Origin of the sequence: Nocardia sp. NPDC051911 (assembly GCF_040681035.1) — a bacterium.
GTDB lineage: Bacteria > Actinomycetota > Actinomycetes > Mycobacteriales > Mycobacteriaceae > Nocardia > Nocardia sichangensis.
The window spans coordinates 256,821-272,270 of the sequence record NZ_JBFAXY010000006.1 but is presented as its reverse complement, the minus strand read 5'-3'; the positions used below and the strand labels follow the sequence as shown (position 1 = coordinate 272,270).

Below are 15,450 nucleotides of genomic sequence, written 5' to 3'. Positions count from 1 at the left end.
GATCGGCGCGCGACTACTCGGAGTCAGTTGGGCAGCGGTCCCGGGTCGATCGGCTGGGCCGGGAGGTTGGCGGTGATGGTGTCGGAGACTTCTTGCAGCGGTGTCGGACCGGAGCCGTCGGGGACGGTGAGGGCGACGTAGGTCCCACGGTCGACGGCGAACCACGTGCTCGCCTTGGCGGCCTGGTCGCGGACCTCGAACCACTGCACGCCGTTCACGATCTGCAGCGGCGAGGCGCGATTGAATTCCAACGGGCGATCCAGCCCGCAGCGCAGCACGATGGCGTCGCCGCCGTCGGCGCGCTGCCATGCGCGTGTGGCGGGCGGAGCGGGCTCGACCAGCGTCGATTTCGTGAAATCACCCAGCTCCGCGGGTAAGGCGGGCAGCAGGGCGGCGCACGCCGGGCCCTCCGCAGCCGGAGCCGGGACAGGGCCGAGCACCAGCGGTTCGCGCTCGACGGGCGCGCGGTGCGCGAGTACGGCGGCGACGAGCACCGCGACGACCAGCACGACCGGAAGCGCCACGGCGGTCGCGATGAGCGCGGGCGGGTACTGGTGTGCCGGGGACGACGCGGGGCGGCTGTCCGGCTCACCGGTATCGGTATCCGCTTTCGCGCTGTCCTCGCTCTTCGACAAGGAAGGAGTGGTCCGCGCGTCCGAGTCGGCGGCTTGTGGGCGATCGGACGCATTGTCCGTCGCCGCCGGTTCCTTCGGGGCGCTCCCGGGATCCGTGGCATCGGTGCGTTCGTGCTCGGGCTCCGCCGAATCACGGTCCGACGAATCCGCCGCCATGCTCACCGATCCTTTCCGCTACGCGCGTCGTCGCTGCCGCGCCGCAGGGCCGTTGGTACTCGAGTGCCCCCGAAAGGGTACCGTCGGGCTCATTCCAGCAAGCAGCGCGCCGGAGAGGATCGGTCATCAGCGCCAGCAGTGCCCCGAGGACAGTGCGTGAACTGGGCGAGTTCGCGCTGATCGAGCGCATCAACGCGGGTCGCGTCCAGGCGCCGGGTGTGCTGCTCGGCCCCGGTGACGACGCGGCGCTGGTCGCGGCGCCGGACGGCCGTTTCGTGGTGACCACCGACATGCTCGTGCAGGACCGGCACTTCCGGCTGGACTGGTCCAGCCCCGAGGACGTCGGCCGCAAGGCGATCGCGCAGAACGCCGCCGACGTGGTCGCCATGGGGGCGACGCCGACCGCGTTCGTCGTCGCGCTCGGCTGCCCGGCCGAGACCCCGCTCGAGGTGATCGACGGACTCGCGGACGGCATGTGGGCCGAGGCCGCCAGGGCGGGCGCGTCCATCGCGGGCGGCGATCTGGTCCGCAGCCGCGAACTGGTCGTCTCCGTCACCGCCTTCGGTGATCCGCGCCGCGGCGCGCCGGTCACCCGAGCGGGTGCCCGCGTGGGCGATGTCGTCGCGGTAGCGGGCCGCCTCGGCTGGTCGGCCGCGGGACTGGCCGCCTTCACCGCCGGAGCGACCGGACCGGAGTTCGTGGAAGCGCTTGCCGCGCATCGCGTTCCGCAGCCGCCGTACGCGCTCGTATTGAGCGCGCTGCGGCGCGGGCGACGCGGAGGATCGAATCCGTCTGAGGTGCAGCCCGTCTCGTCCCGAACCGAAACCACATCCGAGGTAACTGCCGGAGATCCCGCGACCGCACGCCTCGATTCGGGAGCGCCCGGCTCCCTCGGGACCTCGGCTACCGAGTCGTCCGCACCGGTCACGCTCGACGAGGACTTCGGAACCGAAGCGTCCGACGTCGGCCTGCACGCGCTGACCGACGTGTCCGACGGACTGCTCGCGGATCTCGGGCACATCGCGTCGGCCTCGGGCGTGGCCATCGATCTGGATTCGGCCGCCCTGCGCGACCCTGCGCTGGAACCGATCGCCGCCCTGCTGGATGCCGATGCGGCGCAATGGATCCTGACCGGCGGAGAGGACCATGCTTTCGCGGGCACCTGGGCGCCGGACGGTGCGCTTCCCCCTGGATGGGTCGCGATCGGGCGGGTTCTGGCCGGTCGCGGGCTCACCGTCGACGGTGTGGCGCAGACCGGCGACGTCGGGTGGGAATCGTTCCGTGGGGCGGACTCGTCATGCGACGGCCGGTCACGCTAAGTTGTGCGGTCATGGGCGCGAAACCACTGTCGGAAATCATGGATCCGGGATGGGCGAAGGCACTCGAGCCGGTGGCGGATCGGATTACCGCCATGGGCGATTTCCTTCGTGCCGAGAACGCGGAAGGCCGTGGCTATCTACCGTCCGGTGACAACGTGCTGCGGGCCTTCCAGCGTCCGTTCGACGCGGTGCGCGTGCTGGTCGTCGGCCAGGATCCGTATCCGACGCCCGGTCACCCGATGGGGCTGAGTTTCTCCGTGGCGCCGGATGTTTCGCCGATCCCGCGCAGCCTGGCCAATATCTTCGCCGAATACAGCAAGGATCTCGGTCACCCGACGCCGTCCTGTGGCGATCTGAGCCCGTGGTCGGACCAGGGTGTGCTGATGTTGAACCGAGTGCTCACCGTGTCGCCCGGCAAGCCTGCCTCGCACCGCGGCAAGGGGTGGGAGGCGGTCACCGAGCAGGCGATCCGCGCCTTGGTCGCCAGGGACGAGCCGTTGGTCGCGATCCTGTGGGGCCGCGACGCGGCGACGCTGAAGCCGTTGCTGACCGAGTCCGAGGTGCCCTACATCGAGTCCGCGCATCCGTCGCCGCTGTCGGCGTCCCGCGGGTTCTTCGGTTCCCGCCCCTTCTCGCGAGTGAACGAACTGCTCGACGAACTGGGGGCCGAACCGGTTGACTGGCGCCTGCCCTGAGTTGGGCGTCTGTGTGTGATCGACCGAGTTAACGAGTGAGGAGCTGTTCCATGCACAACAACACCGTCCGGGGCGCGCTGCGCGGTACCACCGCGACCCTGGCCTTCTGCGCCGCTCTGAGCAGTGGCGCCGCCGTCGCGAGCGCGGCTCCGCTGCGGCTCGAGCCGGCCACGGAGACCACCACGGCCCCGGTCGCCGAGGAATACACCTCCAGCGGTTCCTCCACCATCTCCGCGTCGTTCAACGCCAAGATCGCGTGCCTGTTCTTCGCGGGCAACCTCGCCTGCTGAACACTCGAAACGCCGGGTTCGCGCCAGCGCGTCCCGGCGTTTGTGCGATCCTACGGATCGTGAGTAATGCGAACTATCTTCTCGAACCGTCCCGGCTCCGGCTGCGCGGTTCGGGCGGAATCGAGCTGGCCGCCGATCAGTTCGGCCCGGTCGACGGCCCGCTCGTCGTCTTCCTGCACGGTGGCGGGCAAACCCGCCATTCGTGGAAGAAGACCGGAGCCCGGCTCGGCGCGTCGGGAATGCGGGTGGTCACGGTGGACGCCCGCGGCCACGGCGACAGCGAGTGGGCGCCGGATCGTGACTATCGGCGCCAGACCATGGTGGACGACCTGCTGCTCGTGCTCGAACAGCTGGGCGAGCCCGCGGTGGTGGTCGGGGCCAGCATGGGGGGAATCACCGGTCTGCTCGCCACCGCGCGGCCCGGCGGGGATGCGATCAGCGCCTTGGTGCTCGTCGACATCGTGACCAGGCCCGAGCCGGAAGGCGTCGCCCGGGTGATCGACTTCCTGGGCAAACATCGCGACGGCTTCGACAGCCTCGAACAGGCCGCCGACGCGGTCGCCGAATACCTGCCGCACCGCCCGCGGCCGAAGAGCCCCGAAGGACTGCTGCGCAATCTGCGTGAGCGCGACGGCCGCTGGTACTGGCACTGGGATCCGGACATGCTCAGTGATCGGGTCGAGGACCCGTCCGCGATGATCGAGCCGATGGAGGACGCGGCGCGGGCGCTGCGCATCCCGGTGCTGCTGGTGCGCGGCATGCGCTCGGACGTGGTCAGCGCCGAAGGAGCCGAAGCGTTCCAGCGGCTGGTGCCGCACGCCCAGCTGGTCGAGATCGGCGGCGCGGCGCACACCGCGGCCGGTGACGACAACGACTCGTTCACCGACGCGGTGGCGAAATTCGTGCTCTCCACCCGGGAGTGATTCAGGCGAGTCCGGCGTAGTCGGGTTTGCGTTTCGCGACGAACGCGTCGACGCCCTCCCGTCCGGCGGCGGAGCCCGCGGCAGCGGCGATACCGTCGCGCTCGCTGTCGAGTTGATCGCTCAGCGTCGCGGTGCCCGACTGCCGCAACAGCGACTTGATGCTCGCGTGGGTAGAACGCGGTCCGGTGGCCAGAGTGCGTGCGAGGCGCTGCGCCTCCTCGGCGATCTCGCCGTCGGGGACCAGCCTGCTCAGCACGCCGAGGCGCACTGCCTCGTCGGCGTCGATGACGGCGTCGGTGAGCAGGATTTCGCGCGCCCGCCCCTGCCCCACGATGCGCGGCAGCGTCCAGGACATGCCCCCGTCGGGGCTCAGTCCGATGCCGGGATAGGCCGGGCGCAGTTTGGTGCCGGGCCCGCCGAGGGCTATGTCGGCCAGGCAGACCAGGCTCATGCCCGCGCCCGCGGCCCAGCCCTGCACCGCCGCGACCACCGGCACCGCGGTCGCGTCCAGCGCGCGGACGAAATCGTGCAGATCGGTGGCCAGACCGCGGATGTGCGCGGAGCGGTCCTGCGCCGCGGCGAAGCCCCGCACGTCGCCGCCGGCGCAGAAGTTCGCGCCGGTGCCGCGCAGCAGCACCGCGCCCACCTCGGACCCCAGCGAACCCAGTGCGGCGGTGCCCGCGTTGATGCCCGCGAAGTCCATGGACGTGCCGTTGGCGGAGGTGGCGATGGTGATCTGGAGGACGCCGTCGACGGTCGTCACGTAGCCGGTTTGCTCGCTGGTGGTCATGATCTGCACCTTAACGGGCGCGGCCGGACGCAGTCCCTCGGTAGTCCGCACGGCAACCGGAGCGAGGGCGAGGTTACCTCTAGCGGCCGTCGTCCGACACCGACTCGGCGTGCGTCGTCGGCGTGCGCACCATGCGCACCTCGATCGCGGCGGTGAACGGTTCGACCTTGCGCGTGCCGTCGAGCACGAACCCATGCCGCCGGTAGAACGCCTTGGCGCGCGCATTCTGCTCGAACACCCACAGCGAGCACGGAGCGGCCGGATCGAGCGCGGCGCGGATCAGGTCGTCGGCGACCCCGCTGCCGTGCCAGGAGGAACGCACGTAGAGCGCGTGCAGTTCGATCGGGATCACCGCGTCCGGGTCGCCGGGCGGGCCCGCGCTGGAAAATCCGATCACCACGTCATCTACGACCGCGACGTGCGTGCGGCCCGGATAGCGCAGCCGGTCGCGCTCCCACTGCTCGGCCCGTCGTCCGATATCGAAGGCGTCGAGCACGTGCGCGGGCACCAGCCCCCGGTACGCCTCGCGCCAGCAGGCGATGTGGCATTCGGCGAGGCTGTAGACGTACTCGGCGGTCAGCGGCTGAACCCGCCACGGATGCTCGGTCACAGCGGCCATGCGCGGCCCGCACTCATGACAACGCCCCGGACCACCCGATACGGGTGCCGGGGCGTGTACCGACGAGGCCGGTCAGCCCGAGGGCGGATCAGCCGCGGGCGACCTTGCCCGCCTTCAGGCAAGAGGTGCACACGTTCATCCGGCGGGTGTTGCCCGGGGCGACCTGCGCGCGAACGGTCTGGATGTTCGGGTTCCAACGACGGTTGGTGCGCCGGTGCGAGTGCGAGACCGACTTCCCGAAGCCGGGGCCCTTGGCGCAGACGTCGCAGACGGCAGCCATAGTCGCGAACTCCTTCATGTCAATGGTGGGGACCGCCGCTTTCGCGGTGCGGCGCATCCTCGTGCAATGTCGAGTGCCCTGTCAGCGGAGAGCCGACCAGCGCAGACCGGTGACGGCCGCGCGAGGCAACCCTGCAAGGGTAGCTGTGCTGCCTTCGATCCACCAAACCGGTCCCCGTGAACGAGTGCCGGATCGGTCGCCGGGCATATCCATTCTAATGACGCGGTCTTACCGGTCGCCTGTCGGGACCGCCCGCTAACCTGGCGGGCGGTGGTGGTGCGCAGGTGGCGGAAGGGAGTGAGGTGACGGTGTCCGGAGCGCGAGACGTGATGGACGGCACGGCATTGCTGCGCTGGGGCCGTACCTGTCTCGCCGGCCTGGAGCATCGGCGCGAGGAGATCAACGCGCTCAATGTGTTCCCTGTCCCGGACGCGGATACCGGCACCAATCTGCTGGCCACGATGCGTGCCGCGGTGGAGGCGGGGGAGGCGGCCGCGCGGGCGGACGGGAGCGCCGCCCGTGCCGTCGCCGTCGCGATGGCGCACGGCGCGACGGTCGGCGCCCGCGGCAATTCCGGGATCATCCTGTCGCAGGTACTGCGCGGCGTCGCGGACACGGTGCACGGCGGTCCGTTCACGGCCGACAGCCTGCGCGCCGCGCTGGCCAGGGCCTCCGAACTGGTCCGTGAGGCACTGAGCGTGCCGATCGAAGGGACGATCCTCACCGTGCTCGACTGCGCGACCGCGGCGGCCGCGGCATGCCCCGACCAGGAATTGGCGGATGTGGCACTCGCGGCGGCCGACGGCGCGGCCAAAGCGCTCGGCGATACCCCGTTCCAATTGGGCGTGCTGCGTCGGGCCGGTGTCGTCGACGCGGGAGCCCGAGGGTTGGTCGTGCTGCTGGACAGCTTGGTCACCGTGACCCGAGGCGAGGCGCCGACGCGGCCGGAGTACCCGCGGCCCGCGGTGGCCGACCGTTCGGCGCCCGCCGGCGAGGCCGAACCGCAGTACGAGGTGATGTATTTGCTGGCCGACTCCGACGAGCGGAAAGTGGCCGCGTTGCGCGCCCGTCTCGGCGAACTCGGCGACTCGGTCGTCGTCGTCGGCGACGGAAGCGGATCCTGGTCGGCGCACGTGCACTGCGCCGATGCGGGTGCGGCGGTGGAAGCGGGCATCGCGGCGGGCATGCTCAGCCGGATCCGCGTCGAGAACGTCGCTTTCGCTTCGCACGCGGACATATCCGAGGTGTCGAGCGGCCTCGGCGCGGCTGATCGCGCCACGCGCGCGAACCCCGGCGAACTGTCCGATGGCGATGCGTCCCGGACCGGGCCTGCCCGAGGCGAAGGCATCGCGGGATCGGTTCCGCCCGCCGATTCGACCCAGGTGGTGGCCGGTGCGCTCGGCCCGAGCGTAGCTCCGGCCGACCGCGGGATTCTGGCGGTGGTCGCGGGTGCGGGCGCGGCGACGCTGTTCGAGGACGCGGGCGCGGTGGTGCTGGCAGGCGAGCCCGTCACCGCGGCAACTCTGCTGGCCGCGATCCGGCGTATGCCGAACCGAGAGGTACTGGTGCTGCCCAACGGCGCGCTGCCTGCGCACGAATTGGTCGCCGTCGGTGTCGCCGCGCGTGACGCCCACCGGGACGTGCTGCTGTTGCCGAGCGCGTCGATGGTGCAAGGACTGGCGGCCTTGGCCGTGCACGACCGCGGGCGGATCGCGGTGGACGACGCCTTCGCCATGTCCGAGGCGGCCGCCACCACGCGCTGGGGATCGCTGCGCGCGGCGACCGAGCGCGCGCTCACCATGGTCGGCACTTGCGAACCGGGCGATGGGCTCGGTCTGGCCGGGCACGACGTCGTCGTGATCGAGCGCGATGTGCCCGCCGCCGGGCGGACGCTGCTGGACCGGCTGCTCGCCTTCGGCGGCGAGCTGGTCACCCTGCTGATGGGCGCGGCGGCGCCGGATGGCCTCGGCGACGAACTGGCGGCGCATATCGCGCAGAACTTTCCCGGCGTCGAGGTGATCGTGTATTCCGGTGGGCAGCAGGGCGATTCGGTGCAGATCGGAGTGGAGTAGGCATGGCGGCACTGAGTGATCGGCTCGACCACATCCTCGGCGCGAAGGCAGCGGACTCGCTCGCGGACGCTTTCGACATGCGGACCGTCGAGGATCTGCTGCGGCACTACCCCCTGCGATACGCGACGCAGGGGCAGCCGCTCACCGAGGAAGCGCCGGAAGACGGTTCGCACATCACCGTCATCGGCCGGATCACGAAGGCCGAGCTGCGGCCGATGCGCAACCGCCGCGGTTCCCTGCTGAAGGTGGTCCTCGACACCGGCTCCGGGCGCGGCGTGGACGTCACCTTCTTCAACGGCGACAAGGTGAAGTACGTGGTCCGCGAAGGGTTGCGCGCGATGATGTCGGGCACGGTGAACTACTGGCGTCCCGGCCAGTGGAACCTCAGCCATCCCGGCTACTTGATCCTGCCGGAAACCGAGGGCGATGACGATTCGGTCGGCGCGCTGACCAGGGTGCGCGGCGGCGGAGACCTGCGCGGCCTCGCGGAGAGCGCGAAAGGCGCGGGGGGAGTGGACACCTCGTTCATGGAACGCGAGTTCATCCCGGTCTACCCGGCGACCGCGAAGGTGCAGAGCTGGGACGTGCTCGCCTGCGTGCGTCAGGTGCTCGACCAGCTCGATCCCCTCGACGATCCCGTACCGGAAGACGTGCGCGCCGAACGCGCGCTGCCGAACCTGTCCGACGCGCTGCGCCTGATCCACCTGCCCGAACGCAAGGACGATATCGATCGAGCCAAGGACCGGCTGCGTTTCGACGAGGCGCTGGCCTTGCAATTGGTCTTGGCCGAGCGCAGGCACGAGGTGTCCGGGCGCAGGGCGCGCGCTTGTGCTCCGCGGCCGGACGGTATCGCCGCGGCGTTCGAGCAGCGACTTCCGTTCGAACTCACCGCGGGGCAGCAGCAGGTCGTCGCGGAGATCTCCGCCGACCTGGCCCGTGAACAGCCGATGCACCGGTTGCTGCAAGGCGAGGTGGGCTCCGGCAAGACGATCGTCGCCCTGCACGCCATGCTGCAGGTGGTGGACGCGGGACTGCAGTGCGCGCTGCTCTCCCCGACGGAGGTGCTCGCCGCGCAGCACTATCGGTCGCTGCGCGGCATGCTCGGTGACCTGGGCGCCGCGGGCGAGCTGGGCGCGGCCGACCACGCCACCCGAGTGGTGCTGGTGACCGGGTCGATGTCGGCCTCGGCCAAGAAGGCGGCGTTGCTGGAAGCGGTGACCGGTGAGGCGGGCATCGTGATCGGCACGCACGCGCTGATCCAGGACAACGTCGAGTTCTTCGACCTCGGCATGGTGGTGGTCGACGAGCAACATCGCTTCGGTGTCGAGCAGCGGGATGCCCTGCGCGCCAAGGCGAAAGCGGGCGCCAGTCCGCATCTGCTGGTGATGACCGCGACCCCGATCCCGCGCACCATCGCCATGACCACGCTCGGCGATCTGGAGACCTCCACGCTGACCGAACTGCCGAGAGGCCGCTCGCCGATCGTCTCCAGGGTGGTGCCGCGCAGGCAGCACCCGAACTGGGTGGATCGCGCCTGGGAGCGGATCGTGGAGGAGGTCGCCGCCGGGCGCCAGGCGTACGTGGTGTGTTCGCGCATCGGCGACGACGAGGAGGCCGCGGGCAAATCCCGCAACGGGCGGGCGAAGAACGGCGACGGCGAGAAGGACGGCCCGACCACCCAGGCCGTGCTGGACGTGTTCGAGACGCTGCGCGCGGGCCCGCTGTCCGGCGTGCGGGTCGGCTTGCTGCACGGCAGACTGCCCGCCGACGAAAAAGACCAGGTGATGCGGGCGTTCAACGACGGATCGGTGGACGTTCTGGTGTGCACCACCGTGGTCGAGGTCGGTGTGGACGTGCCCAACGCGACGGTGATGGTGATCGTCGACGCCGACCGGTTCGGCGTCAGCCAATTGCATCAGCTGCGCGGCCGGATCGGGCGGGGCGAGCACCCCGGTTTGTGCCTGCTGATCACGGATGCCGCGCCGGGCGGGTCGGCCATGGCGCGTCTGGACGCGGTCGCCGCCACCACCGACGGCTTCGAACTCGCGGTGCTCGACCTGCGGACCCGGCGCGAGGGCGACGTGCTGGGCGCCGCCCAATCCGGCACCGCCCGCTCGCTGCGCCTGCTGTCACTGCTGGACGATCTCGAGGTGATCACCGCGGCGCAGGAGTTCGCCCGCGCGGTGGTGGCATCCGACCCGGGGCTGCGCGGGCATCCCGGGCTGGCGGGGATGATGCACGCGGCGGTGGACTCCGAGCGGCTGGAGTATCTGGCCAAGTCTTGATCGCCCCGGCGGTGTGGACGGGAGACGTCGGACTCCGGGCGCGCACGTGCGGCGGCCACGTCGCCGTTCGCGCACAGTGGCGGCCGAAAGATCGGTGCTGAACGGCGACCCGGCCGCACCGATCTCCTCGGCGGGCGCGCCGTTCACGGTGGTCGTGCTCGAGATCGACGCAGCGACTCCGGGCGATCCGCGCCGGGCCGACCCGCACGAGCTCGCCGGAAGCGAAGTCGTCAGCGCCCGAGCCGCGGGTAGGGCAGGTCGGTGCTGGTGTGTTCGGCGACCGCCAACGGGCTGCCTATGTGCGGGAAGGCGCGCTGCGGACATGCGGGACGCTCGCACACTTTGCAGCCCGCGCCGATCGGGACCGAGGCCGCCGGGTCGTCCAGCTGCAACCCGGACGAGTACACCAAGCGGTCGGCGTATTCGATATCGCAGCCGAGGCCGACGGCGAAGTTCTTCGCCGCGGTGCCGAACCCGTGTGGGGCGATCGCCGCGGTGCGCGCGATCCATAGATACCGGCGGCCGTCGGGCATCTCGGCCACTTGGGTCAGGATCCGGCCGGGATGGGAGAAGGCCTCGTGCACCACCCAGAGCGGGCAACTGCCACCGACCCGGGAGAAGTGGAAAGCGGTGGCGGACTGACGTTTGGAGATGTTGCCCGCCCGGTCGGTGCGGACGAAGAAGAACGGAACGCCACGCTGGCCCTGCCGTTGCAGGGTGCTGAGCCGATGGCAGACGGTCTCGAACCCGACCTCGAAACGCAGGCCGAGCAGGTCGATGTCGTAGCGGAGTTCCTCGGCCGAGCGCAGGAACCGGCTGTAGGGCAGCACCAGCGCGCCCGCGAAGTAATTGGCCAGCCCGATCCGCGCCAGCGTGCGGGATTCGCCGCTGAGCGACGGGCTCTCGGCCAGCACGGCATCCAGCTCGGCCCCGTACAGCAGGAGGCCGAGCGTGGTGGCGATCTGAAAGGCGCGCTGGCCCGGCCGCAATCGGCGAGCGAGCGTGAGCGTGCGGGTCTCGGTGTCGTAGTGGCGTTTGGGGACGGTGGGGTCGGCGCCGTCGCCGCGCACGAGAACGGTGACGCCGGCGCGTTCCTCGGCGATGCGGGCGAGCTGGCGATCGAGCGAGCCGATGGTCAGCCCGGAATTCTCGAACAGTTGCTCGGCGGCGATGTCGAGTTGCGGAATGTGATTGTGGTGGTCGTAGAAGAAGTCGCGTACGTCCTCGTAGGGCATGGGCACCCCGGGCGCGCCCGCGGGCGCGGACACCCGCGCGGACAGCAGGTCGAGCTGATCGGTGGCGGCGCGTAGGCGGCGATGCATGGCGACGACGATCCTGGCGACTTCCGGTTGGCGGGTCGCCAGCTCCTCCACCTCGGTCAGCGGCGCTGTGTGTCCGCCCGCGGCGTCGACCAGCACTTCGTGTAGATCCGATACGAGCCGCGCGTCGGAATCGGCGGCGAAGAACTGGACGTCCAGGTCGAAGGTGGAATTCAATTTCAGCAGTACGGGAATGGTGAGTGGGCGCTGGTCCCGCTCGAGCTGATTGAGGTAGCTCGGCGACAGATCCAGCGATTTCGCCAGAGCCGCCTGAGTCATTCTCCGCTCTTCACGCAACCGCCGAAGCCGGGCGCCCGCATACATCTTGCGCACGTGCACGATGGTAGCTGTGATTATTCGCAATCATCGCAATAACGCGCGCTATTACCCACAAAGATGTGCTTTTGCGAGGTGTCCAGCAATGTATTCGATCTGCGTAGCGTGCGAAGAGAGGTTTGCCACCGTGTCGTTGTGAACGCGTGAAATTCGCCGTTGCCCGCGGCCTGGAACGAAACCGACCCGGAAGTCGCTGACGCCCTTCCCTGCCGAGCAATTGCTTGGTTGAATCGAGGGGTCCAATCCCCGCCCCGGCACCAGGAAGTGAGCAGACGAATGCCCGATCCCGACGAGCTCGTGCGTGCGATGTGCCGAAGCTGGTCCGACCCGGATCCGGATCGGATCAGCGCGTACTTCGCCGAGGACGCCGTCTACCACAACATCCCGATGGAGCCCATCGTCGGCCGCGCCGCCATTCGCGACTTCATCGCGGGTTTCCTGACCACCTTCGACGCCATCGATTTCGACATCCACCACCAGATCGCCTCCGGCAACGTGGTGATGAACGAGCGCACCGACATCCTCCGCTCCGCCGGACGCGAGACTCCGCTCCCGGTCATGGGTTTCTTCGAAGTCGCCGACGGCGCCATCACCACGTGGCGTGACTACTTCGACATGGTCGCCATCAACCGCGCCTTCGGACTGTAGGGCCTCAGCCGAACAGATCGTTCTCGGATTCGGCTGTGGCGGCCTTGCGCGTCCAGGATTCGAGCCGGTCGAGATCGGTGCACCCGGTGATCTCGGCTCGCGTCTTCTGCCCGACGACGATCCCGCGCGCTTCCAGCACAAGGAGAAGGGCCCGCACCGCTTCTTCGGTCCGCCCCTCGGTCCGCCCTTCGTCGCGGCCTTGCGCCACGTACTTGCGGGCGAAGTCGCTCTGGTACTCGTACTTGAAGGTCGACGTCATGAGTTCCTCCAGTCGATGCCGGGCCGTCTTCGACAGGGCCGCGACAACAAGGTCATAGTACATTTTCGCCCGCTCGTCATCCGTCGCGAGCGTGTCGGCATGGGATGAAATCTATATGGGCGCAATGACATTCGGATTTGTGAAGTGAACTTTCGTATCGTATGGAACCGAACCGGCCATCGGTGCGTCGAAAGTAAGCAAGAGGGGAAAGACGGTGTCGTAGTCGACTAGTGAGGAGGGGTAGCCGATGGAGCGTTGTTCCGGGTGTCATACGGCGTGGCGACGAGGGATGCGGACGCGGGCGCGGGAGTTGCCGGTCACGCGGCGGGAAGAACCGTGTGACCGGTACACCCTACGGCGGCGGCAGCCGCCTCGGCCGGAACCCGAATCCGGCTGAGGCCGTAGTTGATCCGGTGCCCCCTTCGGCAGGTAAAGGGGGCGCCGGATCGGCGATCTGCGGGTGGGTTACCGCACGGCCGCCGCTGCCGCGACCATGTTGCGGAGCGAGGCTTCCACCTCGGTGCGTCCCCTGGTCTTCAATCCGCAGTCGGGATTCACCCAAAGACGCTCGGCCGGAACGGCTTTCAATGCCGCGCGCAGCGATGTGGTGATCTCGTCAACGCTGGGCACCCGTGGAGAGTGGATGTCGTACACGCCGGGGCCGACGCCGAGGTCGAATCCCGCCGCGTTGAGGTCGTCGAGCACCTCCATGCGTGAGCGCGCCGCCTCTATGGACGTGACATCGGCGTCCAGTCCGGCGATCGCGTCGATCACCTCGCCGAACTCCGAGTAGCACAGATGCGTGTGGATCTGCGTCGCGTCGGACACCCCGGAGGTCGCGAGCCGGAACGACCGCACCGACCATTCCAGATACCCGGGCTGATCGGCCGCGCGCAGCGGAAGCAGTTCCCGCAAGGCGGGCTCGTCGACCTGGATGATCCGGATGCCCGCCGACTCCAGATCCACGGTCTCCTCCCGGATCGCCAGCGCCACCTGTCGGGCGGACTCGCCCAACGGCTGGTCGTCGCGGACGAACGACCACGCCAGAATGGTCACCGGGCCGGTCAGCATGCCCTTCACCGGCTTGTCGGTGAGCGACTGCGCGTAGCCGATCCACTCGACGGTCATCGGCTCCCGCCGCGCGACATCCCCGAACAGGATCGGCGGCCGCACGCAGCGCGTCCCATAGGACTGCACCCAACCTTGCTCGGTCGCCGCGAACCCGTCGAGTTGCTCGGCGAAGTACTGCACCATGTCGTTGCGTTCCGGCTCGCCGTGCACCAGCACGTCCAACCCCAACTCCTCCTGGAGCGCGATAATATCCGCGATCTCGGCCCGCATCCGGCGTACATACTCCGCCCGATCGATCTCGCCCTTGCGCAGCGCGGCGCGCGCCAGCCGGATGGCCGAGGTCTGCGGGTAGGAACCGATCGTCGTGGTCGGCAGCGCGGGCAGCCGCAGACGATCCCGTTGCAGTTCCCGGCGTTGTTCGGCGGGCGCGCGGCGGTCGGCGTCGGGCCCGAGCGCGGCGAGCGCGGCTCGCACGCGCGGATCGTTCAGCCGCGGATCCGACCACCGCGACGCCAGCGCCGCCCGCACCTCGGCCAACTCGGCGGCGATCGCCTCCGTGCCCTGGCTCAGCCCGGTGGCGAGCAGGCGCACTTCGGCCACCTTCTCCGCACCGAACGCCAGCCAGGACCGCAGCCGCTCGTCCAACCCGGTTTCCGCGGCCAGCGTGTACGGCACGTGCAGCAGCGAGCAGGAACTCGAAACCGCCACGTGCGCAGCGGATCCCAGCAACGCGCCGAGGGTGGCCATGGCGCGGTCCAGATCGGTGCGCCACACATTGCGGCCGTCGACGATCCCCGCGACGAGCAGTTTGCCGGTCAGCGCGGGCACGGCGGCCACCGCGGCGACGTCGGCGCCGACCGTGAAATCGAGGGAGGCCCCCTCTATTCCGGTGCTCGCCAGCGCCGTCAGCGCCGCATCCGGTCGCCCGAAGTAGGTCGCGACGAGGATCGCCGGGCGCTCGGCGGCGTCGGCGAGTTCCTCGTAGGTGACCTGCACCAAATCGATTTCCTCCGCCGTGAGGTCAGTGACCAGCACCGGCTCGTCGATCTGCACCCATCCGGCACCGGCGACGGCGAGCCTGCGCAGCAGTTCCCGATACAGCGGCAGCAGCTCGATCAGCCGGGCGAGCGCCGAGCCGCCGGTCGCCTTCGCCAGTTTGAGGAAGGTGATCGGCCCGATCACCACCGGCCGCGCGGGCACCCCCAGCTCCAGCGCTTCCCGCAGTTCCGCGAGCAGCTTCTCCGGGTGCAGCGAGAAGGCGGTCTCCGGCTCGATTTCCGGCACCAGGTAGTGGTAGTTGGTGTCGAACCACTTGGTCATCTCCAAGGGCTCGACCGTGTCGGTGCCGCGCGCGGCGGCGAAATACCGTTCCAGCGGGTCCGCGATCCCGGCGACCCGGGGCGGCAGCGCGCCCAGCAACTCGGCGGTGTCGAGCATCTGGTCGTAGTAGGAGAACGTGCCGATCGGAACGGAGTCCAGGCCCGCGGCCCGTAATTCGGCGAATTGGGCGTGCCGGAGGTCGCGCGCCACGGCGTGCAACTGGTCGGCGTCGATCTTGCCCGCCCAATAGGCTTCGGTGGCCCGCTTCAGTTCGCGCCGCGGCCCCACTCGTGGAAGCCCGAGAACCGTCGCGGTAAACGGCTTTTGCTGTGCAACAGTCACGATGTTTCTCCATTGCTGAGGACGAAAGCCATCGCCATACGGGCAGGCGGAGAACCCGGTGACATGCCGGTGATGTTCCCGGCGGAGCCCG

At 69.6% G+C, this 15,450-nt stretch carries 14 protein-coding genes; 7 read left to right on the top strand and 7 right to left on the bottom strand.

The features are described from left to right. Positions 1-23: 23 nt before the first annotated feature. A complete protein-coding gene (locus AB0L97_RS10370) occupies positions 24-791 on the bottom strand; it encodes a DUF3515 domain-containing protein (RefSeq protein WP_355069811.1) in 768 nt (255 codons plus the stop codon). Positions 792-943: 152 nt separating this feature from the next. Here AB0L97_RS10370 and thiL point away from each other — a divergent pair, with 152 nt between their 5' ends. Genes thiL through AB0L97_RS10350 form a run of 4 tightly spaced genes read left to right on the top strand, consistent with a single transcriptional unit; the run spans position 944 to position 4,018 of the window. After that, positions 944-2,110 carry a thiamine-phosphate kinase gene (gene thiL / locus AB0L97_RS10365; protein ID WP_364427313.1) on the top strand — a complete coding sequence of 389 codons (1,167 nt, stop codon included), beginning with the start codon at positions 944-946 and terminating at the stop codon, positions 2,108-2,110. Between the two features lie 11 nt (positions 2,111-2,121). Next, positions 2,122-2,805 carry a uracil-DNA glycosylase gene (locus tag AB0L97_RS10360; RefSeq protein ID WP_355070973.1) on the top strand — a complete coding sequence of 228 codons (684 nt, stop codon included), beginning with the start codon at positions 2,122-2,124 and terminating at the stop codon, positions 2,803-2,805. A 50-nt stretch (positions 2,806-2,855) separates the two neighbouring features. Next, positions 2,856-3,095, top strand: a complete 240-nt coding sequence (locus AB0L97_RS10355; protein WP_355069814.1) for a hypothetical protein — start codon at positions 2,856-2,858, stop codon at positions 3,093-3,095. A 59-nt stretch (positions 3,096-3,154) separates the two neighbouring features. Then, the gene (locus AB0L97_RS10350) at positions 3,155-4,018 is read left to right on the top strand and encodes an alpha/beta hydrolase (RefSeq protein ID WP_355069816.1); all 864 of its coding nucleotides are present in this window, start codon (positions 3,155-3,157) and stop codon (positions 4,016-4,018) included. Position 4,019: 1 nt separating this feature from the next. Here AB0L97_RS10350 and AB0L97_RS10345 read toward each other — a convergent pair whose 3' ends face one another. The 3 genes from AB0L97_RS10345 to rpmB all read right to left on the bottom strand — a co-directional run bounded on the left by AB0L97_RS10345 (position 4,020) and on the right by rpmB (position 5,707). Continuing rightward, positions 4,020-4,808, bottom strand: a complete 789-nt coding sequence (locus AB0L97_RS10345; protein WP_364427308.1) for an enoyl-CoA hydratase-related protein — start codon at positions 4,806-4,808, stop codon at positions 4,020-4,022. A 79-nt stretch (positions 4,809-4,887) separates the two neighbouring features. Further along, a complete protein-coding gene (locus AB0L97_RS10340; RefSeq protein ID WP_355069820.1) occupies positions 4,888-5,427 on the bottom strand; it encodes a GNAT family N-acetyltransferase in 540 nt (179 codons plus the stop codon). A gap of 88 nt (positions 5,428-5,515) precedes the next feature. Beyond that, positions 5,516-5,707, bottom strand: a complete 192-nt coding sequence (gene rpmB, locus AB0L97_RS10335; protein ID WP_039799620.1) for a 50S ribosomal protein L28 — start codon at positions 5,705-5,707, stop codon at positions 5,516-5,518. 329 nt (positions 5,708-6,036) lie between these two features. Between rpmB and AB0L97_RS10330 the strand changes: the two genes are divergently transcribed. Together AB0L97_RS10330 and recG are read left to right on the top strand one after the other, a co-directional pair. Continuing rightward, positions 6,037-7,779, top strand: coding sequence for a DAK2 domain-containing protein (locus AB0L97_RS10330; RefSeq protein WP_364427374.1), 1,743 nt, complete (start codon positions 6,037-6,039; stop codon positions 7,777-7,779). A 2-nt stretch (positions 7,780-7,781) separates the two neighbouring features. Then, positions 7,782-10,064, top strand: coding sequence for an ATP-dependent DNA helicase RecG (recG, locus tag AB0L97_RS10325; RefSeq protein WP_364427303.1), 2,283 nt, complete (start codon positions 7,782-7,784; stop codon positions 10,062-10,064). A gap of 230 nt (positions 10,065-10,294) precedes the next feature. Here recG and AB0L97_RS10320 read toward each other — a convergent pair whose 3' ends face one another. Then, on the bottom strand, positions 10,295-11,716 hold the full coding sequence (locus tag AB0L97_RS10320) for a short-chain fatty acyl-CoA regulator family protein (protein ID WP_355069823.1): 1,422 nt from the start codon (positions 11,714-11,716) through the stop codon (positions 10,295-10,297). Between the two features lie 279 nt (positions 11,717-11,995). On the opposite strand from AB0L97_RS10320, the gene AB0L97_RS10315 reads away from it, so the two are divergent. Further along, positions 11,996-12,367 carry a limonene-1,2-epoxide hydrolase family protein gene (locus AB0L97_RS10315; protein ID WP_356961249.1) on the top strand — a complete coding sequence of 124 codons (372 nt, stop codon included), beginning with the start codon at positions 11,996-11,998 and terminating at the stop codon, positions 12,365-12,367. Between the two features lie 4 nt (positions 12,368-12,371). Here AB0L97_RS10315 and AB0L97_RS10310 read toward each other — a convergent pair whose 3' ends face one another. Next, complete coding sequence (locus AB0L97_RS10310; protein ID WP_364427298.1) at positions 12,372-12,626, bottom strand: hypothetical protein; 255 nt, start codon at positions 12,624-12,626, stop codon at positions 12,372-12,374. A 465-nt stretch (positions 12,627-13,091) separates the two neighbouring features. After that, the gene (metE, locus tag AB0L97_RS10305) at positions 13,092-15,359 is read right to left on the bottom strand and encodes a 5-methyltetrahydropteroyltriglutamate--homocysteine S-methyltransferase (RefSeq protein WP_364427295.1); all 2,268 of its coding nucleotides are present in this window, start codon (positions 15,357-15,359) and stop codon (positions 13,092-13,094) included. Between the last annotated feature and the right edge of the window lie 91 nt (positions 15,360-15,450).

What these genes read in the sequence shown, in the direction of transcription:
- AB0L97_RS10370 (WP_355069811.1), bottom strand. Translation starts at nt 791, where the DNA reads ATGGCGGCGGATTCGTCGGACCGTGATTCGGCGGAGCCCGAGCACGAA.
- AB0L97_RS10360 (WP_355070973.1), top strand. Translation starts at nt 2,122, where the DNA reads ATGGGCGCGAAACCACTGTCGGAAATCATGGATCCGGGATGGGCGAAG.
- AB0L97_RS10355 (WP_355069814.1), top strand. Translation starts at nt 2,856, where the DNA reads ATGCACAACAACACCGTCCGGGGCGCGCTGCGCGGTACCACCGCGACC.
- AB0L97_RS10345 (WP_364427308.1), bottom strand. Translation starts at nt 4,808, where the DNA reads ATGACCACCAGCGAGCAAACCGGCTACGTGACGACCGTCGACGGCGTC.
- AB0L97_RS10340 (WP_355069820.1), bottom strand. Translation starts at nt 5,427, where the DNA reads ATGGCCGCTGTGACCGAGCATCCGTGGCGGGTTCAGCCGCTGACCGCC.
- rpmB (WP_039799620.1), bottom strand. Translation starts at nt 5,707, where the DNA reads ATGGCTGCCGTCTGCGACGTCTGCGCCAAGGGCCCCGGCTTCGGGAAG.
- AB0L97_RS10330 (WP_364427374.1), top strand. Translation starts at nt 6,037, where the DNA reads ATGGACGGCACGGCATTGCTGCGCTGGGGCCGTACCTGTCTCGCCGGC.
- recG (WP_364427303.1), top strand. Translation starts at nt 7,782, where the DNA reads ATGGCGGCACTGAGTGATCGGCTCGACCACATCCTCGGCGCGAAGGCA.
- AB0L97_RS10315 (WP_356961249.1), top strand. Translation starts at nt 11,996, where the DNA reads ATGCCCGATCCCGACGAGCTCGTGCGTGCGATGTGCCGAAGCTGGTCC.
- AB0L97_RS10310 (WP_364427298.1), bottom strand. Translation starts at nt 12,626, where the DNA reads ATGACGTCGACCTTCAAGTACGAGTACCAGAGCGACTTCGCCCGCAAG.